The following is a 24,223-nucleotide window of genomic DNA, read 5'->3' as shown; positions in this document are numbered from 1 at the left end:
CCAAGTCGTTTGTTGCTATAAGCTTCGCGCGATAACCATGCGCTGGATGTCCGACGTGCCCTCGTAAATCTGGCACACGCGCACATCGCGATAGATTTTGGCGACGCCGAATTCCTCCAGATAGCCATAGCCGCCCAGCGTCTGAATTGCACCCGAAACGACCGCCTCGGCCGCTTCCGATGCGAACAGCTTCGCCATGGATGCTTCGGTCAGGCAGGGCGCGCCACTATCCTTCACCCGCGCGGCGTTGAGAACCAGCTGCCGTGCCGCTTCCAGCCGGGTGGCGAGGTCGGCCAGGCGAAAGCCCACCGCCTGGTGCTCGATAATCGCCTTGCCGAAGCTCTTGCGCTCTTTCGCATAGCCGATGGCGATCTCCAGCGCCTGCTGCGCCATGCCGACGCATTGCGCGGCGATGCCGATGCGGCCCGTCTCCAGATTGGCGAGCGCGATGCGATAGCCCAGCCCCGGCTGGCCGATCAGCAATTCGTCCTCGACGAACATGTCCTCGAACCGCAGGGCGCAGGTGTCCGATGCGCTCTGGCCCATTTTATGTTCGACCTTGTCGACCAGATAGCCGGCCCGGTCGGTCGGCACGATGAAGGCGGACAGGCCTTTCTTCCCCGCCTCCGGATCGGTCACGGCGATGATCATGACCAACCCGCCGATCCTGCCGGACGTGATGAACTGCTTGGCGCCGGTGATGCGCCAGCCGCCGTCGACCTTTACCGCGCGGGTCCGGATGGCGGAAGCGTCCGACCCCGCATCCGCCTCCGTCAAGGCGAATGCGCCGATGGTCCGGCCGCCGATCAGGTCGGGAAGGAAACGCGCCTGCTGTTCCGCGCTGCCATCCTTGAGCAGGCCGGACACGAGGATCGAGTTCTGGATCGAAACGATGGTGGAAAGCGCCCCGTCGGCCGCCGCCAGCTCCATCAGGGAAAGGGCGTAGGACACCGCATCCGCCTCCGCGCCGCCAAAGGCCTCGGGCGCGGTCATGCCCCAGAGGCCGAGCGCGGCCATCTGCTGGAACAGCGCCGGGGGATAGCCGCCCTCCGCCTCGAACCGGGCGGAATGGGGGCGGATTTCCTCCTGCGCGAAGGCCCTGACGCTGTCGCGTATGGCGGACTGGATATCGGTCAGCATAACACTCAATCGTTTACTATGCACTCATGAGTGTAATGTGGTTCGCAACGGTCATTGTCAAGGCAGGAGGTGGCGGGACTTTCCGAATTCCTCCACCAGCAATCGTTTCATCAGCTTGCCCGTAGGTTCGCGGGGTAGGTCGGCGCGGAACAGGAATTCGCGCGGCGTCTTGACCCCGCCCAGCGCTTCGCGGGTGAAGCGGGTCAATTGCTGAGCCAATGCCTCGCTATCCCAGGGTGCATCCTGAGGTTGGACGATGGCGACGACACGCTCGCCCATTTCTTCGTCGGGGACGCCGATCACCGCGGCATCGGCGACCTTGGGATGGGTGACCAGCAGATTCTCTATCTCCTGTGGATAGATGTTCACGCCGCCCGAAATGATCATGAAGCTGCGCCGGTCGGTCAGGAACAGATAGCCGTCCTCATCGACATGGCCGATATCGCCCAGCGTCGCCCAGCCCCGGTCGTCATGCGCGGCGGCGGTCTTTTCCGGGTCGTTATGATAGACGAAGGCCGGACCGCCCGCGAAATAGACGTCGCCCGTTTCGCCGGGGCCGAGCAGCGCGCCATTATCTCCGACGATCTTTACCTCGCCCAGCACGGCCTTGCCCACCGAGCCGGGTTTGGCGAGCCATTCCTGTGCGGAGAGGGCAGTGATGCCGCAGCATTCCGTGCCCGAATAATATTCGTGGATGATCGGTCCCCACCAGTCGATCATCGCCTGCTTGACCGGGACGGGGCAGGGCGCCGCGGCATGAATGACGGCGCGCAGGGAGCCGTGGTCATGGCGCTTCCTGACCTCCTCCGGCAGTTTCAGCAGCCGGACGAAATGCGTCGGCACCCAGGTTGCATGGGTGATGCGATGGCGCTCGATCATGGCGAGCGCGCTTTCGGCGTCGAACCGCTCCATGACGATCACCGTGCCGCCCAGGCGGTGGACGGTCATGGCCCAGCGCAGCGGCGCGGCGTGATAAAGCGGGGATGTGGACAGATAGAGGCTGTCCGGCCCCATACCGTAGAGGCGCGCGCCCATGGTTTCGAGCGGCGTGCTTTCATCCAGCGGGCCTTCGGGCAAGGGTGGTTTGACCCCCTTGGGCCGTCCCGTCGTGCCGGAGGAATAGAGCATGTCGGTGCCTGCGCTTTCGTCCGCGACCGGATGGTCCGGGCAGGTGGCGATGGCATCGCGCCAGCTTTCGAAACCGTTCTGCGCGTGATCGACCAGATAGCCGCGCACATCCGGCGCCTCGGCAAGCGCTTGAGCAGCCAGATCGGCCAGCCGGTCCGACGCGATCAGGATGCGCGCGCCGGAATCCCGCAGGATATAGGCGATGTCCGCCGCGCTGAGCTTGGTCGAGATGCTGGTCTGGTACAGGCCGATGCGCTGCGCCGCCCATCCGGCCTCGAAAATCGCCGCCTCATTGTCGAGCAGAAGGGCGATCACATCGCCCCGGGCCATGCCCAGACCGCGCAACAGATGCGCGCCTTTGTTGGCTGCACTTTCCAACTGGCCATAGCTGACGCTCTGCCGCCGTTCGGGCAGGATCAGCGCGGGGCGTTGCGGGTCCGATAGGGCATGATGTCGGGGATGCATTTTGCAAAAACCTCTCCTGCGGCGACCATGCGCATTGGCCCGGCCGCGCCTGTTTTCCTTGCGCTCATTCAGGATCAATTTGCTCCGGCGCACAAGGCGAGCGCAAGAAATGGCAAATTCGGGGTCACTCCGGTGTAAAGCCAAGACCCCTTTCATCCGCTACTCAATGGGTCGTCGATAAGGCCGTGGCGGCCAGATAAGGATGAGGAGAGGGTAATGAAGCGCACAACAGGTTATCTGGGCGTCCTGTTTCTTTGCGGCGTGTCGCAACTGGCCATCGCGCAGGATGAAACCCCTGCCGGCGACCCCACGGATATCATCGTGACCGCACAGCGCCGATCACAATCGCTGCTCGACGTGCCGCTCGCCATTTCGGCGCTGGGCGGCGATACCCTCCAGAACAAGGGCATTTCCAATTCGGCCAGCCTGGCGACGGCGGTGCCGAACCTGCAGGTCAGCAGCCCCTATGGCAATACGCAGCCCAATTTCTCGCTGCGCGGGATCAGCGTCGCCAATGAATATAATTCGAATCAGGCCTCGCCGGTCGGCGTCTATATTGACGACGTCTATATCGCCGCGCGGACCAGCCATGGCATGGGCCTGTTCGACCTCGATCGCGTCGAAGTGTTGCGCGGGCCGCAGGGTACGCTCTTCGGACGCAATACCACGGGCGGCGCGATCAACTTCATCACCCGCGCGCCGAAACTGTCGGGCAGCAACGGCACGATTGAGGCGGGTTACGGCAATTTCGACACGATAAAGGCGCAGGGCGCGATCGAAACCACGTTGGTGGAAGATGAACTGGGCATCCGCATCGCCGCCAATTACGAGAAGGGCGACGGCCAGTTGCGCAATGTCGCGCCGGGCGGGCGTGATGCCAACAGCGTGGATACGCTTCAGGGCCGTTTCTCCCTGCGCGTCAGGCCAGGCAATGGTCCGCTGGACATCAAGATCCGTGCCTATGCCGGGCGGGATCGCGGCACGCAGGCGGGCATCCATGGGCTGACCGGGCCGGGCACGCCGGGGCAGGGCTTTTTCGAAGTCAATGAGAACCGCATCGGCGACAGCCGTACCGATGCCTGGGGCGTGGCCGCCAATGTCGCGCTGGAATTGAGCCCGCAGGTCACGCTGACCTCGATCACCTCCTATGATGGCGGCAAGCAGAATTTGCAGCAGGCAGCCGATGGATCGCCGCTGGATGTGCTGGACATCAACTGGCGTTCCAACTTCCGCCAGTTCAGCGAGGAAGCGCGGCTCAATTATGAAGGCGACAGCCTGAAGCTGGTCGGCGGCCTGTTCTACGGCTGGGACCGGACGATCACGGACAACCGCTTCAATATCGGCAGCATGTTGGGCGCGGGCGTCAATGGCGGCTTCTTCCAGCATTATCGCCAATCGCGCCGCTCCCAAGCCGTCTTCCTTCAGGGCGATTATGACCTGACGGACAGGCTGGTCCTGACACTGGGTGCCCGCTACACTTGGGACAAGGCGCATTATCGCGACGGCTATGCCTATCTGTTCGCGGGCGATGTGGGCGGGCCGGACCTGCCGCTGGCCAGCACCGTGCCCTGCGCGGGTGCGCCCGGGACCTGCGCTTATGATCCCGCCGCCCGCTACGAAATCGACGGCAGCAACAAGGCGCTGACCGGCCGCGCGGCATTGAGCTACACTTTCGATGGCGGCACATTGGTTTATGCCAGCTACAGCCGGGGCTATCGGTCGGGTGCATTCAACGGCGGCGGCTATACTTCCTCGGTCGGCATCACCTATATCGATCCGGAGCGGGTGAACGCCTATGAAGCAGGCATCAAGGGTCGTTTCCTCGACAAGAGGCTGACGCTGTCGGCGGCCGGTTTCTATTATGACTATAGTAATCAGCAGGTGCAGGATACGCGGCCCGGCCCGGTGTCGTTCCTGGTCAATGCGCCCAAATCCGAAGTCTATGGCGGCGAAGTCGAAGCCAGTTTCCGCGCCTTTCCCGGCTTCACGATCAATATGTCGGGCGGCTATCTGCACGCGACCTATAAGGAGCTGACGCTTCAGGGCACGGACCTGTCGGGCAATGATCTGCCCTTCGCGCCGCGCTGGACCGGGACGGCCGGGTTCGACTGGACGATCTTCGATACGGGCAGCGACAGTCTGACCTTCTCCCCGACGGTCAATTATTTCAGCCGGCAATATTTCTCGCCCTTCAATGCCGTCAACGCGGCGGGGACGGGGCAGGTCAATGCCGAGCTGCAACAGAAGGGCTATGCCAAGGTCAACGCAGCGCTGGCATGGGCACATGGGCCGATCCAGATCAGGGGCTGGATCAACAACGCCTTCAACCGGAAGGTCTACAGCTACGGCCTCGACCTGCGCGGGGCGGGCTTCCCCTATAACTTCCTCGTGCCCTCGACGCCGCGCACCTATGGCGTGACGGCCCGGTTCAGCTTCTGACGAAAGGGCGTCCCATGATCGCGGACCTCAAGGACCCGGACCTTTATCTCCAGCAGGTGCCGCATCCCCTGTTCGACCGGCTGCGGCAGGAGCAGCCGGTCTAATGGAACCCGGAGAGTGACGGCGCGGGCTTCTGGGCGCTGACCCGCTATGCCGACATTGTCGAGGTGTCGCGCAATCCGGCACTCTTCTCCTCGGCTTATGAAAATGGCGGGCATCGGATCTTCAACGAGAATGAAGTGGGGCTGACGGGCGCGGGGGAGGCTGCGATCGGCATCCCCTTCATCTCGGTCGATCCGCCGGTGCATACCCAATATCGCAAATATATCATGCCCGCCGTCGCGCCGGGGCGGCTGGCGGGGATTGAGGAGCGGATCAGGGAACGCTGCCTGACGCTGATCGACAGGATACCGCTGGGCGAGACGGTCGATATCGTGCCGCTGCTCTCGGCGCCGCTGCCGCTGCTGACCTTGTGCGAGCTGTTCGATCTGCCCGCCGACATGTGGGTGAAGCTTTACGACTGGACCAATGCCTTTGTGGGGGAGGATGATCCCGATTTCCGCCAATCCCCCGAAGCCATGGCGGCGGTGCTGGGCGAGTTCATGGCCTTCGCGCAGCAACTGTTCGAGGAACGCCGCGCGCGACCGGGACAGGACCTTGCCACATTGCTCGCGACCATGGAGGTCAACGGGCAACCGGTGGCCCTGCGCGAGTTCATCGGCAATATGATCCTCGCGCTGGTCGGTGCGAACGAGACGACGCGCAATTCGATCAGCCACTCCATCGTCGCCTTTGCCGATAATCCCGATCAGTGGGACAAGGTGAGGGCGCAGCCGGACCTGCTGAAAAATGGTGTGCGCGAAATGGTGCGCTATGCCAGCCCGGTCATGCACATGCGGCGCACGGCCATGGCGGACACGGAAATCGGCGGTCAGGCGATCCGGAAGGGCGACAAGATCGTCCTCTGGTACATCGCCGCCAACCGGGACGAGAGCGTCTTTGCCGATCCTCACCGCTTCGACATAGAGCGGGGCAATATCCAGCATCTGGGCTTCGGCACCGGCCAGCATGTCTGTGTCGGATCGCGGCTGGCGGAAATGCAGCTGCGCGTGGCCTTCGGCATATTGGCGGAGCGCGTTGCATCCTTCCGGATAATGGCGCAGCCTCGCCGTTTCAGGTCGAATTTCATCAACGGACTGAAAAATCTGGACGTGGTGCTGACGCCCGCCTGAAGGAGAGGAACATGGCCGACGCCAACGGGTCTAACGACGAAGACATCATCTCGGATGCGCTGGGGCGCGCGCCGGACATGCAGTTGGGGGGGGAGCATGGCCGCTGGCGCCTGTGCCGCTGGCGGCAATTCGTCGGCAGCTACACGCTTCCCGCGCTGCCCGATCCGATGTTCGTCGTCCATATCGCGGGCAAGCCCAATGTGCGCACCTGGGAGCGCGACGGGTGGAGCGAGGCGAGTTCGCTGCCGGGCTGCGCGACCATCGTGCCTTCAGGCCAGCCCACCGGCTGGCTGGTCGACGGCGAATTGGATGTGGTGACTTTGAGCGTTGCATCGACGGATCTGCAAAATGCCCCCGCGCTGGACCAGTTCAAGCGGATGCGCTTTGCCTTTTCCGATCCTCTGGGCGTCGCGCTGACGCGGCAGGTGCTGGGGGAGCTTTACGCGCCGCAGACGCCGGAACGCGACATTTATGTCAGCGCTCTGGTCGATGCGCTGAAGGCGCATATGCTGCGCGGCCCGGTCAATGCGGGAGCGGCGGATATTCCGACCTCCGCCTTTTCGTCCTACCGCATCCACAACATCATGAACGCCATCCTGCACCGGCCGGAGATCGATCACAGCCTGGAGGAAATGGCGGCGCAGGCGGGGGTCACGCCCGCCCATTTCTGCCGTATCTTCAAGAAGGCGACCGGCGTCAGTCCCCATCAATATGTGATGCGGGCGCGGCTCGACCGGGCACAGCAGATGCTGGAACAGTCGGACACGCCGATGGCCACCATCGCCGAGGCTCTGGGCTTTACCAGCCAGAGCCATTTCACGCGCGCCTTCCGGCAATTTGCGGGCGAAACGCCGAGCGATTTCCGCAGGCGGCGGTTGGAGACGCTACAGTGATCCAGGGTTTTGACGGGCTACACTTGCCGGAACTTTCGCTGCGCGCGGGCGGGGACAGGTTGGCGACGGAAGCGGTATTGCCGGATATCGATCCCTGCACTGGGTCGGCCTTCGCAGACATGGCCGTCGCCAGCGCGGCGCAGGTGGATGCGATTGTCTATGCGGCGCACAGGGCCTTCCGCAATCCCGGCTGGCGGGACCTGACGTCGCTGGCGCGAGAGCGATTGCTGCATCGTTTCGCCGACGCGATCGAGGCCGATCTGCCCCGCATCGCCGCGCTGGAGGCGTTGGATACCGGCAAGCCCATATCCATCGTCGAGATGGTCGATATTCCCGCCGCCATCGCCTGGCTGCGCGTCTATGCGGGCTGGCCGACGAAGCTGGCGGGACGGGCCGGGACATTGAGCGGCACGCCCGGCGCTTTCCATGTCTATTCGCGGCGGGAGCCGGTGGGCGTGGTCGCCGCGATCACGCCGTGGAACTTCCCGATCGTGCTGGCGATGTGGAAGATCGCGCCGGCGCTGGCGGCGGGATGCACGGTGGTGTTGAAACCCGCGCCTGAAACGCCGCTCAGCGCCTTGCGGCTGGTGGAGCTGGCGCGGGAGGCGGGGCTGCCGGACGGGGTGCTGAGCGTGGTGACGGGGGACGGCGCCACCGGGGCCGCACTCGCCAGCCATCCGCTCGTCGCCAAGGTGGCCTTCACCGGATCGACCGCGACCGGACAGGCGATCCTCAAGGCATCGGTGCCCGACCTGAAGCGCGTCACGCTGGAACTAGGCGGCAAGTCGCCGTCGATCATCTGCGCGGACGCCGATCTCGATCTGGCGATCCCGCAGGCGGCGATGGGCTGTTTCTTCAATGCCGGGCAGGTCTGCTACGCGGGGACGCGGCTCTATGTCCACCGCTCGATCTACGACCGGGTGCTGGAGGGCATAGCGGCAGTCGGCGCGGCCCAGCGCATGGGGCCGAGCGCCGATCGCGCCAGCCAGATGGGACCGCTGATCAGCGAGCGGCAGCGGGCGCGGGTCGCGGGCTTTGTCGCGCGGGCGAGGAGTGGCGGTCTGGAAGCCGTGCCGCTCCGCGCGGAGTTGCCTGACGGCGGCTATTATTTCGCGCCGACTGTCCTTCGCGATGTGCCGCCCGATGCGGAGGTCGCGCGGGAGGAGGTCTTCGGGCCCGTGCTGGCGACAGCGCCCTTCGACGACCTGGATGAGGCGATCGCGCTGGCGAACGGCAGCCCTTATGGCCTTGCCGGACATGTCTTCACGCGCGACCTGGCGACGGCGCACCGGGCTTCGGCGGCGATCGAGGCCGGGACCGTCTTCGTCAATTGCGTGATGCTGGCCGACCCGGCCTTTCCCTTTGGCGGCATGAAGATGTCGGGCATCGGCAGGGAAAATGGCAGCGAAGTGCTGGACGCCTATCTGGAACCCAAATCGGTCGTCATGGCCGTGTGAACCCACAGCGAGGAAGATGATGGAGAGCATGGCAGCGGTCGCGCGGGAACCGCATGGCCCCTTCTCGATGGAAGCGATCGAGATCGAGGCGCCCCGCGCCGGGGAAGTGCTGGTGCGGATCGCCGGGGTTGGCCTGTGCCATACCGATCTGGTGGCGCGCGACCAGTTCATCCCCATTCCGCTGCCCGCGGTCCTTGGTCATGAAGGCGCAGGGGTTGTGGAAGCGGTGGGCGCGGGCGTGACCAAGGTGAAGCCGGGCGACCGCGTCGTGCTGGGCTTTTCCAGCTGCGGCCATTGTCCGCGCTGCCAGGAGCATCTGCCCTCCTATTGCCGCGAATTCCCGGTGTTGAACTATGCCGGTGCGCGGGCGGACGGCACGACCGGCCTCTGCGGGAAGGATGGGGCGCTCTCGGCCCATTTTTTCGGCCAGTCCTCCTTCGCGGCGCATGCCCTGGCGCAGGAGCGCAATGTCGTGAAGATCGATGCCGAAGACGTGCCGATCGAACTGCTGGGACCTCTGGGTTGCGGATTCCAGACGGGAGCGGGCGGGGTGATGCGCTCGCTGGCCTGCCCGGCGGGGTCCAGCATTGCGATCTTCGGCGCCGGGCCAGTCGGCCTCGCCGCCGTGATGGGAGCGGTCATCCGGCAATGCGCGACGATCATCGTGGTGGAGCCGATGGCGGGACGGCGGGAACTGGCCTTGTCGCTGGGCGCGACCCATGCGATCGATCCGGCGGAGGGAGACGTGCCCGCCGCCATCCGCGCGATCCTGTCCGACGGCGTTGAATTCGCCTTTGAAACCAGCGGCCGCGAAGCGGTGGTGGAAGCGGCGTTGGCCTCGCTTGCCAGCCATGGTCTGCTGGGTCTGGTCGGCATACCGCCCCGGCCCGACAGCAGCCTGTCGATCAATCTGGCGGCGCTGATCACCTATGGGCACCGGATTCACGGTATTATCGAAGGCGACAGCGACCTTGACGGCTTCATTCCGGAACTGGTCGAACTCTACCGGGCCGGGCGTTTCCCCTTCGACCGGCTTATCCGGACCTTTCCGCTGGCGGACATCAACGAAGCGGTTGCCGCCCAGGCGCGGGGCGATTGCGTGAAGGCGGTATTGATCCCCTGACTTCAGGGGCGCGGATTGAGGCCTTCGGTCAATATATCGACCAGTTTCCTGGCAATGACGTCAACCGGCAGCGGACCTTCCGGATCATGCCAGCGCGCCGGCCAGTTCAGCGCGCCCGCCAGGACGAAGGCGGCCATCTTGACATCGACCGGCGCAATGGAACCGTCGGCAATGGCATCCTCTATCATCGCGCGCAGCGCGTCATCGATGGCACGCTTGAGCTGGCGATAGCGGGGCAGGCTGTCGGGAGAAAGGACTTCCACGCCGGTTCGGATCACGCAGCGCCCGAAATCCTCCATGTTGATTTCGGCATAGCGGCGCAGGAAACGCGTCAGGCGATGGCGCCCGTCGCCCGGTTCGCTGCGCACTTCCGCCGCCGCTTCCAGCAATTGGTGCAGGCCGATGGTGATGCATTCCAGCAGCACCTGATCCTTGTTCGCCAGATAATGGTAAATGGTCCGCTTCGATATGCCCAGGCTGGCGGCGACATCGTCCAGCGAGGTCGCGTGGAACCCCCGTTCGTTGAACATCTTGACCGCCGCGCGCAGCACGGCGTCCCGTTTTGCGGCACGTTCCGCTTCCTTCTGGGCGGGGGTGCGAAATGGAGAGGCCGGCTGCATCAATTACCCTTTTTCGGTGCAGATAGTGCGTTGACAGGAAACGTCGGAAGACGCAATACACTCATAAGTGCATGATGCACTATTGAGTTTCATTATTTTGCCGGGAGAGCGTTGAATGGACATCAGTGGACTTGCGGCCATCGTCACGGGCGGCGCGTCAGGCCTTGGCGGGGCGACGGCGGAGCGCTTGGCCAAGGGCGGTGCCAAAGTAACGATTTTCGATCTGAATGCGGATCTGGGAGAGGCCCATGCCGGGGCGATTGGCGGGCACTTCATCCCGGTGGATGTAACGGACGAGGCTGCCGTCGACGCGGCGATGGAAGAGGCGGAGGCGCTGAACGGCAAGGCCCGCATCCTGGTCAATTGCGCCGGCATCGGGCCGCCCGCCAAGGTGATCGGCCGCGACGGCAAGGCGATTCCGCTGGCAGATTTTTCGAAGATCGTGACCATCAACCTGATCGGCAGCTTCAATGTCCTGTCGAAATTCGCGGCCCGCCTGCATGACGTCGATACGGTCGGCGGCGAGGAACGCGGCGTCATCATCAACACCGCCAGCGTCGCTGCCTATGACGGCCAGATCGGCCAGGCGGCCTATTCTGCCTCCAAGGGCGGCGTGGTCGGCATGACCCTGCCGATCGCGCGGGAATTCGCCCGCCATGGCATCCGCGTGATGACGATCGCGCCGGGCCTTTTCCTGACGCCGCTGCTGGCGTCGCTGCCGCAGGAGGCGCAGGATTCGCTGGGCAAGCAGGTGCCCTTCCCCAGCCGCCTGGGCCAGCCCAACGAATATGCGCTGATGGTCGAGCAGATCATCGCCAATCCGATGCTGAACGGCGAAGTCATCCGTCTGGACGGCGCGATCCGGATGGCGCCGAAATGAGCGGCGGCGGATCGACCGGAGCCGGTCCCGAAAAGACGATGGAAATCGCGGCGAAGGTGGAGGCCTTCGTCCGCGAGGTGGTCGTGCCCTATGAGCGCGATCCGCGCCGCGATCATCATGACTGCCCAAGCGAGGAACTGGTCGCCGAACTCAAGGAAAAGGCGCGGGCGGCAGGGGTTCTGACGCCCCATATCCTGCCCGACGGCGGCCATCTGACGCAGCGTGAAACCGCAATCGTGCTTCAGAAAACCGGCCTCTCGCCCCTGGGGCCGCTCGCCTGCAACACGGCTGCGCCCGACGAAGGCAATATCTATCTGCTGGGCAAGGTCGGCAATGCGGAGATCAAGGACCGTTTCCTGAAACCGCTGGTGGAGGGGCGCGCGCGTTCCGCCTTCTTCATGACCGAACCCGCGTCGGAAAATGGCGCGGGGTCTGATCCGTCGATGATGCGGACGGTCTGCCGGCAGGACGGCAATCACTGGGTCATCAATGGACGCAAGGCGTTCATCACCGGCGCGCAGGGCGCGCAGGTTGGCATTGTCATGGCGAAGGCCGAAGCAGGTGCATGCATGTTCCTGGTTGATTTGCCCGATCCGGCGATCCGAATCGATCATGTGCCCAATACGATCGACAGCTCCATGCCGGGCGGCCATGCGGTGGTGACGATCGACAATCTGCGCGTGCCCGCCGACCAGATGCTGGGTCAGGCGGGCGAGGGCTTCCAATATGCGCAGGTCCGCCTCAGCCCCGCGCGGCTGTCGCACTGCATGCGCTGGCTGGGGGCGTGCATCCGGGCGAATGAGATCGCAACCGACTATGCCAATCGCCGCATGGCCTTCGGCAAGACGCTGATCGATCATGAGGGCGTCGGTTTCATGCTGGCGGAGAATCTGATCGATCTGAAGCAGGCCGAACTGATGATCGACTGGTGCGCGGACGTGCTGGACGGCGGTGCGCTGGGCACGGCGGAAAGTTCCATGGCAAAGGTGGCGGTGTCCGAAGCGCTGATGCGGGTTGCCGACCGTTGCGTCCAGGTGATGGGAGGCGCGGGCGTGACCGGTGAAACCATCGTGGAGCAGGTGTTCCGCGAAATCCGCGCCTTCCGCATCTATGACGGGCCGACCGAAGTGCACAAATGGAGCCTCGCCAGGAAGATCAGGCGCGACTGGAAAGCAAGGGAGGGGGCATGAGCGTCGATGCATCCGCCAATGCGGGAACGACCGCCGTCCGCGACGCCCATCGCTTCGATGAGGGGCGGATGGCGGCCTGGATGGGCGACCATGTGGCGGGCTTCGCGGGGCCGCTGACCGTCGAGCAGTTCAAGGGCGGTCAGTCCAACCCGACCTACAAGTTGCTGACGCCGGGTCGGTCCTATGTGTTGCGCCGCAAGCCGCCGGGGCAGGTGCTGAAGGGGGCCCATGCCGTCGAGCGTGAGGCGCGGGTGCTGGAGGCGCTGGGCAAGACCGGCTTTCCGGTGGCGCATGTCCACGGTCTTTGCACTGACGACAGCGTCATCGGCAGCTGGTTCTATGTCATGGAGATGGTCGAAGGGCGCATCTTCTGGGATGCGACCTTCCCCGATGTGAGCCGGGACGAGCGCGCGGCTTATTTCGATGCGATGAACGGCACGATCGCGGCGCTCCACCGGATCGATCCCGAAGCGGTCGGCCTTGGCGACTATGGCCGCCCCGGCAATTATTTCGAGCGGCAGATCGCCCGCTGGTCCAAGCAATATCTGGAGGATGAGGCCGCAGGCCGCGACCCTGGCATGGACCGGCTGATCGAGTGGCTGCCGACCGCCATTCCGGCCGGGGACGAGACGCGGATCGTCCATGGGGATTTCCGCTGCGACAATATGATCTTCCACCCGACCGAACCGCGCGTGCTGGCGGTGCTCGACTGGGAACTGTCGACCCTGGGACATCCGCTGGCGGATTTCGCTTATCATGCGATGATGTTCCGCATGCCGCCTGACATCGTGGCGGGGCTGGGCGGGGCCGATCTCGCCGCGCTCGGCATCCCGGGCGAGGATGAATATCGCGCTGCCTATTGCCGGAATGCCGGCCGTCCGCCGATTTCGGAGGTGGACTACGCCTTTTGCGTCGCCTTCAACTTCTTCCGGCTGGCGGCGATCTTCCACGGCATCAAGGGGCGGGTGATCCGGGGGACGGCGGCCTCCGCCCATGCGAAGGAGCGGGCCGAAAGCCTGCCGCGCCTGATCGCCCTGGCCGTCGAAAGCATGGAGGGGTGCCGATGAACGACGCACCGGTTCTGTTTTCCGTGATGGACGGCGTCGCGCGCATCACGCTCAATCGCCCGGAGGCGGGCAATGCGGTGGACCTGCCCATGGCGCGCGCGCTGGTGGAGGCCGCGATCCGCTGCCAGACCGACGAGGGCATACGCTGCGTGGTGCTGACCGGCGCCGGGCGGCTGTTCTGCGCGGGCGGCGATATCGGCCTGTTCCAGTCCGCAGGCGATCATGTCGATGCGTTGCTGAGCGACCTGGCGGGCACCTTGCACATGGCGCTCACCCGCTTCGCGCATATGGCCAAGCCGTTGCTGGTGCTGGTGAACGGCCCCGCTGCCGGCGCGGGCCTCAGCCTTGCGGTCGGTGGCGATGTCGTGCTGTGTGCGCGGTCGGCGCATTTCACGGCGGCTTATGGCACGCTGGGGCTGACGCCCGATGGCGGGATGAGCTGGCTGCTGCCCCGTCTGGTGGGCCTTCGCAAGGCGCAGGAGATCATCCTCACCAATCGCCGGATCAAGGCGGAGGAGGCCGAAGCGATCGGCATGGTGACGCGCCTGGTGGATGATGAAGCGCTGGCCGAGGAAGGCGACAGGCTGGCCGCGCAGCTCGCCGGTGCGGCGGTCGGCACGATCGGCGCGGCGCGGGCTCTGCTGCGGCAAAGCCTGGAGAGCAGTTTCGAAACCCAACTCGAACGCGAGGTCGCATCGATCACGCGGGCGGGCGCCACGCCCGAATGCCGGGAAGGTCTGGCCGCCTATTTCGCAAAGCGGTCGCCCAACTTCAAAGGAGTCTGAACATGGCGGAAGCCTATATTGTCGAAGCGGTGCGCACTGCCGGTGGACGGCGTAATGGGAAGCTGGCGGGCTGGCATCCGGCCGACATGGCGGGGGAAGTGTTGAACGCGCTGGTCGACCGAACGGGCATCGATCCGGCGGCGATCGATGACGTGATCCTGGGGTGCGTGACACAGGCGGGTGAGCAGGGCTTTGCCCTTGCCCGCAATGCCGTGCTGGCCTCCAGACTGCCGGTCAGCGTCCCCGCCGTCACCATCGACCGGCAATGCGGATCGTCGCAGCAGGCGATCCAGTTCGCGGCGCAGGCGGTGATGTCGGGCACGCAGGATGTGGTGATCGCGGCAGGGGGCGAGAGCATGAGCCGCGTGCCAATGTTCTCCAACACCAGTTTTCACGCGAAGGAGGGCGTCGGCGTCGGCCCGTTCAGTCCCCGCATCCAGCAACGTTTCGGCGTGAAGAGCTTCAGCCAGTTCGACGGCGCGGAAATGATCGCTGCCAAATATGGCTTCGACCGCGAGACGCTGGACCGCTTCGCGCTGGAAAGCCATCGTCGTGCCGCCGCCGCCACGCAGGCCGGCGCCTTCGAACGGGAGATCGTGCCGCTGGACGTGGATGGCGTCCCCCATGTCATCGACGAAGGCATTCGTGCCGACGCGACGCTGGCAGGGATCGGCTCCGTCAAGCTGTTGCAGGAAGGTGGCGTGATTTCCGCCGCCAATGCCAGTCAGATCTGCGACGGCGCTTCCGGCGCGCTGATCGTATCGGAACGGGCGCTCAAGGCGCATGGCCTGACGCCGATCGCGCGGATCGTCAACATGACAGTGACGGCTGGCGACCCGGTCATCATGCTGGAAGAGCCGATTCCGGCGACGCAGAGGGCACTCGAACGCGCGGGCATGACCATCGGCGACATCGATCTCTATGAGGTCAACGAAGCCTTCGCGCCGATTCCCCTGGCCTGGGCGAAGGCATTGGGCGCGGATCCCGATCGGTTGAACGTCAATGGCGGCGCGATCGCGCTGGGCCATCCGCTGGGCGCGAGCGGGACGAAGCTGATGGCGACGCTGATCCATGCGCTGAAGGCGCGCGGGCTGCGTTACGGCCTGCAAACCATGTGCGAGGGGGGCGGCATCGCCAATGTGACCATCGTGGAGGCGTTGTAAATGGCTCTCAGGACGCGCTTCACCGAACTGGTGGGGATCGAGCATCCCATCGTTCAGGGCGGCATGATGTGGGTCGGTCGGGCCGAGCTGGCGGCGGCGGTGTCCAATGCGGGTGGCCTTGGCATATTGACGGCGCTCACCCAACCGACGCCGGACGATCTGCGGCGCGAAATCGACCGTTGCCGCGCGATGACGGACAAGCCCTTCGGCGTGAACCTCACCATCCTGCCCTCCGTCGCGCCGCCGCCCTATGCTGAATATCGCCGCGCGATCATCGAGAGCGGCGTGAAAATCGTCGAAACCGCCGGGCACAAACCGCAGGAGCATGTCGAGCATTTCAAGGCGCACGGCATCACCGTCATCCACAAATGCACCGCCGTCCGCCACGCCCTGTCGGCGGAGCGGATGGGCGTGGATGCCATTTCGATCGACGGTTTCGAATGCGCGGGCCATCCGGGCGAGGATGATATTCCCGGCCTCATCCTGATTCCGGCGGCGGCGGACAAGGTGAAGGTTCCGATGATCGCCAGCGGCGGCTTCGGCGACGGCCGGGGGCTTGCTGCCGCGCTCGCCCTGGGCGCGGAAGGCATCAACATGGGAACGCGCTTCTGCGCCACGGTGGAGGCGCCGATCCACGATCGGGTGAAGCAGTTCATCGTCGACAATGACGAGCGCAGCACCAACCTGATCTTCCGCAAGTTCCACAATACCGGTCGCGTCGCCAGGAACAGCGTGTCGGATCAGGTCGTGGAAATCTCGGCCCGCGACGGTGCGCTGTTCGAGGATATCAGGCCGCTGGTATCGGGCGCCAAGGGTCGCGTCGCACTTGAAACAGGGGACATCGATGCCGGACTCGTCTGGGCGGGGCAGGTGCAGGGACTGATCCGCGATATCCCGACCTGCGAGGTGTTGCTCCAGCGGATCATGCGCGAAGCGGAAAGCATCATCGCATCGCGCCTGGCCGGGATGATCGCGGGGGAGGCCAGTCTGGCGACTGCGTGACGGTCGTGCCGGGAGGGCCGCGATCCGGATCGCGGAAAGCCCGCATTGCTTTTACGCCGCCCGATCATTTCCGGCGCGAGTGGCGGCAATGCGGACGGGGGCTTTCCGCTCCTCTTTTTCCCATGGGGCGATGACTCGGGTCATTGCGCTCAGCTTGTCCGAAGCGGGCGTCAGAGCGGTGGCGCGGGGAGGGGCTTCGACAATGCGCAGATCCGCTGACCAGAGGCGTTTCGCCACGGCGATCGCGACGGCAAGCGCGGAGGGGCGCAGGGCGTTGATCCGGATCTCGTCCGTGAACAGAGCGACGATCAGCCGGTCGCGAAGCTGTTCCGAATGAAAGTCGAACTCGATGCCGATGCGCCTGCCCGAACGTCGCACGAAGCCGCGCAACAGGCCAATGTCCGGCAAGATGATCTCCACGCGGTCGCCGACGCGCAGGTCCGTGGCCTCCGCCACTTCCAGTCCAAGACCGGAAATGGAGATATCGCCCTTGTCGGACCGGATCATCTGTCCCTGTTCGCCCAGCAGCGTCACGCCTTGCCGCAAAGCGAAGCGTTCCTCCCCCCGGACGCGCGGCTTTTCAAGGCACATCATGGCGACCAGCATCAGCATGAACATGTTCACGATCGTCCAGAAAGTGACCATGGGCATCAGCCCGACCTGCGAAACGATGCGATAATCCGGGTTGGCATTGATCATCAGGCCGGCGAAGCTCAATGCGATCAGCGCGAGGGAAGCGGATAATATCGTGCTTTCCCATGGACTGCCGCCCGCGTCGGCTCCTTTGGGCGTGACTTTGAAGACAAGGCCCCTGGGGCGGAACAGCGTTTGCAGGGCGACCGGCAGGATGCGGAAGGTCTGGAACAGCGACAATATCTGCGCCGCGAGCGGGTAGTAACGCCCCGGCGCCAGCAAGGTGATGCCACTCAGCATCGCGATGATCAGCGGCAGTACGTAATGAACGACCGCCTCCAGATTGATGCCGACCATGGGGGCCAGGTTGAACAGCATGAAGAAGATCGGCGTCAGCACGGTGAAGACCGACTGCAATCCCTGCGTGATCCATGCGCTGGGCAGGAACAGCAGTCGATAGCGCAGCTTCAGCCCCGGCCCCAGCGGACCCTGTTTCAGGTACAGGATCTGGATCGCGCCCTGTGCCCAGCGCTGACGCTGGACGAAGAAGGCGGCGGTGCTTTCCGGCGCAAGGCCATAGGCGAGGGGTTCGTTCAGATAACGGGTGACATAGCCCTGACGCAGGCTGGCCAGCGTCAGCAACATGTCTTCGGTGATCGATCCTTCCGGCAGCCCGCCGCCGATCGATTCGAACAGCGTCCTGCGCGTCACGCTGTTCGATCCGCAACAAAAGGCGGCATCCCAACCGTCGCGTCCGGGCATGATCGATTCGAAGAAGAAACGCTGGTCGTCCGGCATCGCCTGTTGCAGTCCCAGATTGGTCTGCATGGGATCGTGATTGTAGAAACTATGCGGGACCTGGACGATGCCGATCCGCCTGGAATCGAAAAAGCCCATGGTGCGCAGCAGGAAGTCGCGGCGCGGCACGAAATCCGCGTCGAACACCGCCACGAAGGGCGCGTCGGTCACGGTCAATGCGTGATTGATATTGCCGGCCTTGGCGCCCCTGTTGTCAGGCCGGTTGATATAGCCCGCGCCCTTCGCGACGCACAGATCGCGTACCCATGGGCGCCGGCCATCGTCCAGCACCCACACCCGCGCGTCCGGCCATTCGAGCGACAGGCAGCCGAGAATGGTCTTTTCCAGCACTTCGCGCGGTTCGTTATAGGTGGCGATGAAGATGTCGACGGCGGGCAATAGACCCGCATCCTCGTCCCAAGCCGAGCGCAGTCGCGCTTCGCCGGCATCCGCCTCCGCCGAGCGGTCGCGCGGCCGGGAGAGGATCGCCAGCAATATGATGCCGTCGAACAGCGCGGCACTTTCCACGAACAGGCAGGTCAGCGGCCACCACAGCTTATCCGCGCCTTCGCCCCAGGGGATCGTCTGGGTGATCCGCCACTGGAGATAATAGAGGATCGTGCACCCGATGGTCGCCACCAGGCCGGCTCTGGACGGCCATATCTTGCCGAAGAGCAGCAGCAGGCCGGCCAGCAGTACTAGCGGCGCGAAGGGGGCTGTGGTGGCGATGCCGGACATGCGCCGTCAGAGCCTGCGGCTGAACCGCACCTCCGCCAGGCGTCCGACATCGCATTTGCGCGCGCCGTCGATCCGCCGCGGGTCGGGCGTCGGCAGAGCGACGTCCACCACGATTTCCCGATCTTCGGGCAGGGAATAGGTGGATGCGGCCAGCAATTCTTCCTTGCGGCGACCCGCCGCGCCGGTGATGTTCACGACCTGCCCCTTGAGCCACTGGTCGGAACCGATCATGCGGACATCGGCGGGCGTGCCGGGGCCGATCACCTCCGCCTTGCGTTCCGGCAGGGCGACCTGAACGAAGCGGCGGCGGCAATCGAGCAGGTCCAGCACGGGTTCGCCCGCGCGGATCGCGGCGCCGGGGCTGGCCGTCGCCGCCCATATCAGCGTTCCTGCCGGCGCGCGATAGCCCGCCCGGGCCAGCGCATCCTTCAGCCGCAGGCTGGCCTGGCGATAACGGGCCGTCGCATCGCTCAACGTCTTTTCGACCGCCTGTTTCTGCAACAGCAGGCGGTCGGCCTGCTGCACCGCATAGGGCGCGTCATTATAGCTGTCGCCGATGAAGACGTCGGACTGCGCGGCGTCGCGGGTGACCTGGATCGCCCGCAACCGTGCGGCGGCGCTGCTGCAATTGCTGTTCTTCAGCGATGCCGACGCTTCCGCCTTCTGCACTCCGGCAGGCGAGATGAAGCCCTGCGCCGCCAGGGTGCGCGTGCGTGCCAGGTTGGCGGCCTGTTCCGCGCGTTCGGCCTGGCAGCCTGTGAGGTCGGCCTGGGCCGAGTCACGGTCGGCTGCGAGGCGGGCGGTCATCGCGCCGGAAAAGAGCGCCGCGCGCTGCGTCAGTCTTTGGCTCTGGCCGTTCAACTCCGCCAGTTGCCGCTGGTCGAGCGCCATTTCCGTGCGCGCCAGTTCCGCTTCGGCCCTGAGATCAGCGACGTCGCCGGTGTCCTGCGACAGGTTCAGCAGATGAACTTCCGTCGTCCGGTCGAAATACCGGCCATTGGCCGGAAGATCGGCGACCGTTCCGTCGGCTGCGGCGGTAAGCCGGATCAGGGGAGCGTTGATCGCCGCCTGGGTGGAGACGTCGTTCAGCATATAGGGCGCGAATCCCATGGCGCCGCCCCCGATCAGGACCGCAGCCACGATGATGCGTGTCTTTCGCGCACGCAGGAGATTCTGGATGTCGATCATTTTTCCCCGCAGCTTCGATCGCTATGACAATTTCTCGAGGTCTTAACCTGGGATAGTTATCAGCCTGTTAATGACACCTCCATTTTGCCGGCGGCTTCGGAACCGCCTCGGCTGGGCGTGGGGGTAGGATTTCGTTAACCTTCCTCGTGGAAAGATGGCGCATGGACAGAACCGGGGAGAGAGGCGGGCTGCGTTCCATGCTGGGCGCGGTCCTGGGAAGTTCGGCAGGCGAACTGCCGGAGGCGGTGTATCGCGACCTTCTCTCGACGCTTTTCTCCATGCGGCTGCTGATCGTCGGTTTCGGCCTGCTCTATCTGATCGTCGGCACGCTGGTTTATCTGAAATGGCACGATTGGGTGGTCGCCGCGCTCACCATTGTCGCGATCGCGGTCACGGCCTTGCGCGTCCATGTCATCTCTTCCTATCATCGGGCTGGCGGAGCATCGCAGGGGATTGCGGAACTCCGGCTCTGGGAATGGCGCTACGCCAGCCTGACCTATGTGTTCGCGCTGTTGCTGGCGGCCCTCAACATCCGCGCCCTCATAGCGCATCAGCCGCTTGTCCATATCGCCACGATCAGCCTGGTCTTCACCTTCGGCGCGGGCATCGTTTCAAGGAATGCAGGCCGGCCCCGGCTGTGCGTGATCAGCCTTGCGCTGGCGGTCGTGCCTACCGCTGCCGCGATGCTGGCCCATGCGACGACCGAATATGACGAACCCTTTCACGCCGAATTCTTCGCTTTCGAGGCGTTGCTGCTGCTGGCAGTCGCCGCCATGAGCATGGGTTCCGTCCGGCATCTCTACAGCTCCGCAGTGGAGCATCTGACCGCCAAGCATGATCTGGCCAAGCTCGCTCGTTTCGATCCCCTGACCGGGCTTCCCAACCGCCTGCTGTTGCGGGAGTCCTTTCAATCGGGACTCAAATCTTCCCAGCAGGCCGCCCGCGGGTTGGCGATCCACTATCTCGATCTGGACGGGTTCAAGGCGATCAACGACTGTCACGGGCATCCGGCCGGTGACAGGATGTTGCTGGAGGTGGCCCAGAGGCTGAGTTCGATCGTGCGCTCGGAAGATGTCGCTTCCCGGCTTGGCGGAGACGAATTCCTTCTGATCCAGGCCAATGTGCAGCATCAGGATCAGGCTGAATTGCTTGCCCGCCGGGTCATCAGGCAACTCAGCGAACCTTATGTGATCGACGGCATCGAAATGCGCGTCACCGTCAGCGTGGGCGTCGCGCTGGCCCCCGAATTCGGCGTGGACATGGAACGCCTCATCGCCTGCGCGGATGCCGCGCTTTATCGTTCGAAAGCCAAGGGCAAGGCGCAGGTCCAGTTTTGCGTGGCGGAAGATTATCGCGACATGGGACGGGCGGTGGCCTGAACCTGCTTCATGCATGTCGGATTTTGCTTGTCCTGCAAGCAAAACCACTTAGCTTGAAATAGCTATAGTACGTAAGATGATTTTTAAATATTTCTGAAAATGTGAATTTTAGAAGATAATTTAAAGATATTTTTCTTTAAGTTATTATAAATAATTTATTATGTTTGAGAATTGATTAAAAATAACCAAAGTTTTATTTATGAAAATTGAATTATGAAACGAAAATTACAAGATTGCTAGGGTTATTGTTACACCCAGTGTAACAAAAATGTTGTGATCGAAACCTAATGGCGGCCCCGCGAAACGTCCACTCGATGGATTTCAAAAGGGGTTACACGCATGATTCGTTCTTCCGCTTCCTTGCTGCGCGCGTCGCTTTGCGGGCTGCTGCTGGCATCGGTTTCAGCGCCTGCGCTGGCGAGCGCCGCGACTGACGAGCAGCCCGCAGACGCCGCCGTCGATGATTCCGGCCTTGGCATGATCGTCGTCACCGCCACCAAGCGTGAAACCAATTTGCAGGAAACCCCGATTTCCATGGCGGTGATGAGCACCGAAGCGCTCAAGGATCGCCATGTCGCGAGCCTCTACGACCTCGCCGACGGCGCCGTCCCGTCGCTGCGCGTCGCGACTTTCGAAGCGCGCCAGTCGGCTCTTACCATCGGCATTCGCGGCATCGTGCCGCTCGACGCCAACCAGCCCGCTCGTGAACAGGGCGTCGGCATCTACGTCGACGGCGTTTACATGGGCCGCCAGCATGGCCTGAACGCCGCGCTGTTCGACATCGAGCGCGTCGAAGTGCTGAAGGGCCCGCAGGGCACGCTGTTCGGGCGCAACACCGAAGGCGGCGCGCTCAGCATCGTCAGCAAGGCGCCGACCGGCGAATGGGGCGGCCGCATCGAGGCAGGCGCCGGCAATTATGGTGGCCGTACCGCCGATGCCCACATCGATCTGCCCAAGATCGCAGGCTTCTCGATCAAGCTGGACGGCGTGATCCAGCATCAGGATGCGACCACCGAGAACCCGCTCGCGGGCCAGGCCGGCTGGAACTATTACAACCGCAAGGGCATGCGCGCCGCCGTGCGCTGGCAGCCGACCAGCACCATCACCAACGACTTCTCCTATGACGTCGCGAAGGATGAAAATACGCCCTTCTACAGCCAGCTGCTGAACTATGATCCCAATGGTTGCGCCAACGGCACCCAGGCGTCGCAGCCCAACTGCAAGCTGCCGGGCACCAACTACACCAACCTGACCGGTGGCCCGGTCAAGGCGCTGCTGCCCGGCGTCGTCGTCAACGGCGATAGCCGCATGAGCGAAGCCGACATCGGCGTGCCGCAGCAGGTCAGCGTAGACAAGACGCACGGCTTCACCAACAATCTGAAGTGGCACCTGTCCGACGCGTTCGAGCTGCGCTCGATCACCGCATGGCGCGGCGTCGACGCCACCCAGTGGGACAATTCGGGCGGCGCCCACCGTCCGCCGCTGGTCAACCTCGGCCTTGGCACCACCACCAGTGCGTGCACTGCAGCCTCGCCGTGTGCCTTCAGCCGCTACAGCCTCGCCGACCTGCGCCAGCGCCAGTTCAGCCAGGAACTCCAGGCTGTCGGCACGGTCGGTTCGATCGACTATGTCGCGGGCGGCTTCTACTTCAACGAACATGTCAGCGACGACGCCGCGACCCCCAGCTCGATGGGTGCCGTTGCCGTCAAGAACGCCGCCGGCGTGGTCACTGGCGCCAACTACGTCACCATCCCCTTCTGCACCGCATCGACCCCGGCCTTCGTCGGCAAGGCGGTCAACGGCTGTTCGATCGACCGCGCTTCGGAAGTCTGGTCGAAGAGCTATGCCGCCTATGGCCAGCTGACCTGGAACGCCACGGATGCGCTGCATATCACCGTGGGCGGCCGTTATACGCATGACGAGAAGAAGGGCGTCCTGCACTATTCGCGCAACGTCAACTATGACACCGCCACGGCCGCCTTCCTCACTGGCGTCGGCTACAAGCCGCTGGATGCGACGTGGAACCGCTTCAATCCGATGGCGACGATCGCCTATGACGTCAGCAACGGCCTGCACGTCTATGCCAAATATGCGACCGGCTATCGCGCTGGCGGCGCCAGTTCGCGCACGTCCAACTACCAGACCTTCAATCCTGAAGATGTGAAGTCCTATGAAGTCGGCCTGAAGTCGGACTTCTGGAACAACCGCGCCCGCTTCAATCTGGCCGGTTACATCATGGACCGCAAGAACAGCCAGGTCGACATCAGCTCGATCCAGTTCGTGGGGACGAGCAGCTTCAACAATCTGGTCACCATCAATGCTCCGGGCATCACCAAGATCCGTGGCATCGAAGCCGACCTGACCGTTGAGCCCCTCGACGGGCTGACGCTGAACGCCTCCTATGCCTATACCTACACGAAGATCCCGCCGGTGCTGATCACCGCGACCAATGTCTATCAGGACTTCTACATCGTCTTCACGCCGCGCAACGCGGCCAGCGGGTCGATCGATTACGCCCTGCCCATCGGCGGCGGCGACACAAAGCTGAAGTTCCACTTCGACGGCAACTATTCGCAGGCCACCCAGGCCTTCGACCAGTTCGCCACGAAGAATGACAGTTCGCTGATCTTCAACGGCCGCATCTCGCTCGCCGACATCGGCACGGGCAACGGCCGCAGCCTGACGCTGAGCCTCTGGGGCCGCAATCTGTTCAACGAACAATATGTGTTCCGTCGCGATCCGTCGAACAGCCTGCCCGCCGCGCCGACCACCAGCACGACGACCGGCAGCATCGCCAACGTCCTGGGCGACTATGGCAACTTCAACGCGCCGCGCACCTATGGCGTCGAAGCATCCATCAAGTTCTGATCGGAGCTGAATTGAAAAATGGCGCGCTACCTTAT

General features: G+C 64.1%; 18 protein-coding genes. 13 read left to right on the top strand and 5 right to left on the bottom strand.

Translation table 11 applies throughout. The features are described 5' to 3' along the window. Positions 1–15 precede the first annotated feature (15 nt). Positions 16–1,140, bottom strand: a complete 1,125-nt coding sequence (locus RUH75_RS10330; RefSeq protein WP_313805522.1) for an acyl-CoA dehydrogenase family protein — start codon at positions 1,138–1,140, stop codon at positions 16–18. 57 nt (positions 1,141–1,197) lie between these two features. Beyond that, the gene (locus RUH75_RS10325) at positions 1,198–2,733 is read right to left on the bottom strand and encodes an acyl-CoA synthetase (protein ID WP_313805490.1); all 1,536 of its coding nucleotides are present in this window, start codon (positions 2,731–2,733) and stop codon (positions 1,198–1,200) included. A gap of 216 nt (positions 2,734–2,949) precedes the next feature. On the opposite strand from RUH75_RS10325, the gene RUH75_RS10320 reads away from it, so the two are divergent. The 5 genes from RUH75_RS10320 to RUH75_RS10300 all read left to right on the top strand — a co-directional run bounded on the left by RUH75_RS10320 (position 2,950) and on the right by RUH75_RS10300 (position 9,877). Further along, positions 2,950–5,172 (top strand): TonB-dependent receptor, encoded by a 2,223-nt coding sequence (locus tag RUH75_RS10320; protein WP_313805488.1) that lies wholly within the window; start codon positions 2,950–2,952, stop codon positions 5,170–5,172. Between the two features lie 167 nt (positions 5,173–5,339). Then, positions 5,340–6,404, top strand: coding sequence for a cytochrome P450 (locus tag RUH75_RS10315; RefSeq protein ID WP_313805486.1), 1,065 nt, complete (start codon positions 5,340–5,342; stop codon positions 6,402–6,404). An 11-nt stretch (positions 6,405–6,415) separates the two neighbouring features. Then, positions 6,416–7,297, top strand: a complete 882-nt coding sequence (locus tag RUH75_RS10310; RefSeq protein WP_313805484.1) for an AraC family transcriptional regulator — start codon at positions 6,416–6,418, stop codon at positions 7,295–7,297. After that, a complete protein-coding gene (locus tag RUH75_RS10305; protein ID WP_313805482.1) occupies positions 7,294–8,754 on the top strand; it encodes an aldehyde dehydrogenase family protein in 1,461 nt (486 codons plus the stop codon). Before RUH75_RS10310 ends, RUH75_RS10305 begins: the two co-directional genes overlap by 4 nt. A gap of 19 nt (positions 8,755–8,773) precedes the next feature. Next, a complete protein-coding gene (locus RUH75_RS10300) occupies positions 8,774–9,877 on the top strand; it encodes an NAD(P)-dependent alcohol dehydrogenase (protein WP_313805480.1) in 1,104 nt (367 codons plus the stop codon). A 2-nt stretch (positions 9,878–9,879) separates the two neighbouring features. On the opposite strand, the gene RUH75_RS10295 is transcribed toward RUH75_RS10300, so the two are convergent. After that, positions 9,880–10,497 (bottom strand): TetR/AcrR family transcriptional regulator, encoded by a 618-nt coding sequence (locus tag RUH75_RS10295; RefSeq protein WP_313805478.1) that lies wholly within the window; start codon positions 10,495–10,497, stop codon positions 9,880–9,882. Between the two features lie 115 nt (positions 10,498–10,612). Here RUH75_RS10295 and RUH75_RS10290 point away from each other — a divergent pair, with 115 nt between their 5' ends. Genes RUH75_RS10290 through RUH75_RS10265 form a run of 6 tightly spaced genes read left to right on the top strand, consistent with a single transcriptional unit; the run spans position 10,613 to position 16,584 of the window. Continuing rightward, the gene (locus tag RUH75_RS10290) at positions 10,613–11,377 is read left to right on the top strand and encodes an SDR family NAD(P)-dependent oxidoreductase (RefSeq protein WP_313805476.1); all 765 of its coding nucleotides are present in this window, start codon (positions 10,613–10,615) and stop codon (positions 11,375–11,377) included. Then, complete coding sequence (locus tag RUH75_RS10285) at positions 11,374–12,567, top strand: acyl-CoA dehydrogenase family protein (protein WP_313805474.1); 1,194 nt, start codon at positions 11,374–11,376, stop codon at positions 12,565–12,567. Before RUH75_RS10290 ends, RUH75_RS10285 begins: the two co-directional genes overlap by 4 nt. Further along, a complete protein-coding gene (locus RUH75_RS10280) occupies positions 12,564–13,634 on the top strand; it encodes a phosphotransferase (protein ID WP_313805472.1) in 1,071 nt (356 codons plus the stop codon). Before RUH75_RS10285 ends, RUH75_RS10280 begins: the two co-directional genes overlap by 4 nt. Beyond that, the gene (locus tag RUH75_RS10275; RefSeq protein ID WP_313805470.1) at positions 13,631–14,419 is read left to right on the top strand and encodes an enoyl-CoA hydratase-related protein; all 789 of its coding nucleotides are present in this window, start codon (positions 13,631–13,633) and stop codon (positions 14,417–14,419) included. Before RUH75_RS10280 ends, RUH75_RS10275 begins: the two co-directional genes overlap by 4 nt. Positions 14,420–14,421: 2 nt before the next feature. Further along, positions 14,422–15,582 (top strand): acetyl-CoA C-acetyltransferase, encoded by a 1,161-nt coding sequence (locus RUH75_RS10270; RefSeq protein WP_313805468.1) that lies wholly within the window; start codon positions 14,422–14,424, stop codon positions 15,580–15,582. Then, the gene (locus RUH75_RS10265) at positions 15,583–16,584 is read left to right on the top strand and encodes a nitronate monooxygenase family protein (protein ID WP_313805466.1); all 1,002 of its coding nucleotides are present in this window, start codon (positions 15,583–15,585) and stop codon (positions 16,582–16,584) included. Between the two features lie 51 nt (positions 16,585–16,635). Here RUH75_RS10265 and RUH75_RS10260 read toward each other — a convergent pair whose 3' ends face one another. Both RUH75_RS10260 and RUH75_RS10255 read right to left on the bottom strand, forming a co-directional pair. Continuing rightward, positions 16,636–18,753 (bottom strand): glycosyltransferase family 2 protein, encoded by a 2,118-nt coding sequence (locus RUH75_RS10260; RefSeq protein WP_313805464.1) that lies wholly within the window; start codon positions 18,751–18,753, stop codon positions 16,636–16,638. 6 nt (positions 18,754–18,759) lie between these two features. Beyond that, entirely contained in the window at positions 18,760–19,941 is a 1,182-nt protein-coding gene (locus RUH75_RS10255) for an HlyD family efflux transporter periplasmic adaptor subunit (protein ID WP_313805461.1), read from the bottom strand. A gap of 161 nt (positions 19,942–20,102) precedes the next feature. On the opposite strand from RUH75_RS10255, the gene RUH75_RS10250 reads away from it, so the two are divergent. Both RUH75_RS10250 and RUH75_RS10245 read left to right on the top strand, forming a co-directional pair. Beyond that, on the top strand, positions 20,103–21,320 hold the full coding sequence (locus RUH75_RS10250; protein WP_313805459.1) for a GGDEF domain-containing protein: 1,218 nt from the start codon (positions 20,103–20,105) through the stop codon (positions 21,318–21,320). 339 nt (positions 21,321–21,659) lie between these two features. Beyond that, entirely contained in the window at positions 21,660–24,188 is a 2,529-nt protein-coding gene (locus tag RUH75_RS10245) for a TonB-dependent receptor (RefSeq protein ID WP_313805456.1), read from the top strand. Positions 24,189–24,223: the final 35 nt, after the last annotated feature.

The sequence above is a fragment of the Sphingobium sp. genome (genome assembly GCF_032153725.1).
Classification (GTDB): domain Bacteria; phylum Pseudomonadota; class Alphaproteobacteria; order Sphingomonadales; family Sphingomonadaceae; genus Sphingobium.
This window is presented reverse-complemented; position numbering and strand designations above follow the sequence as displayed.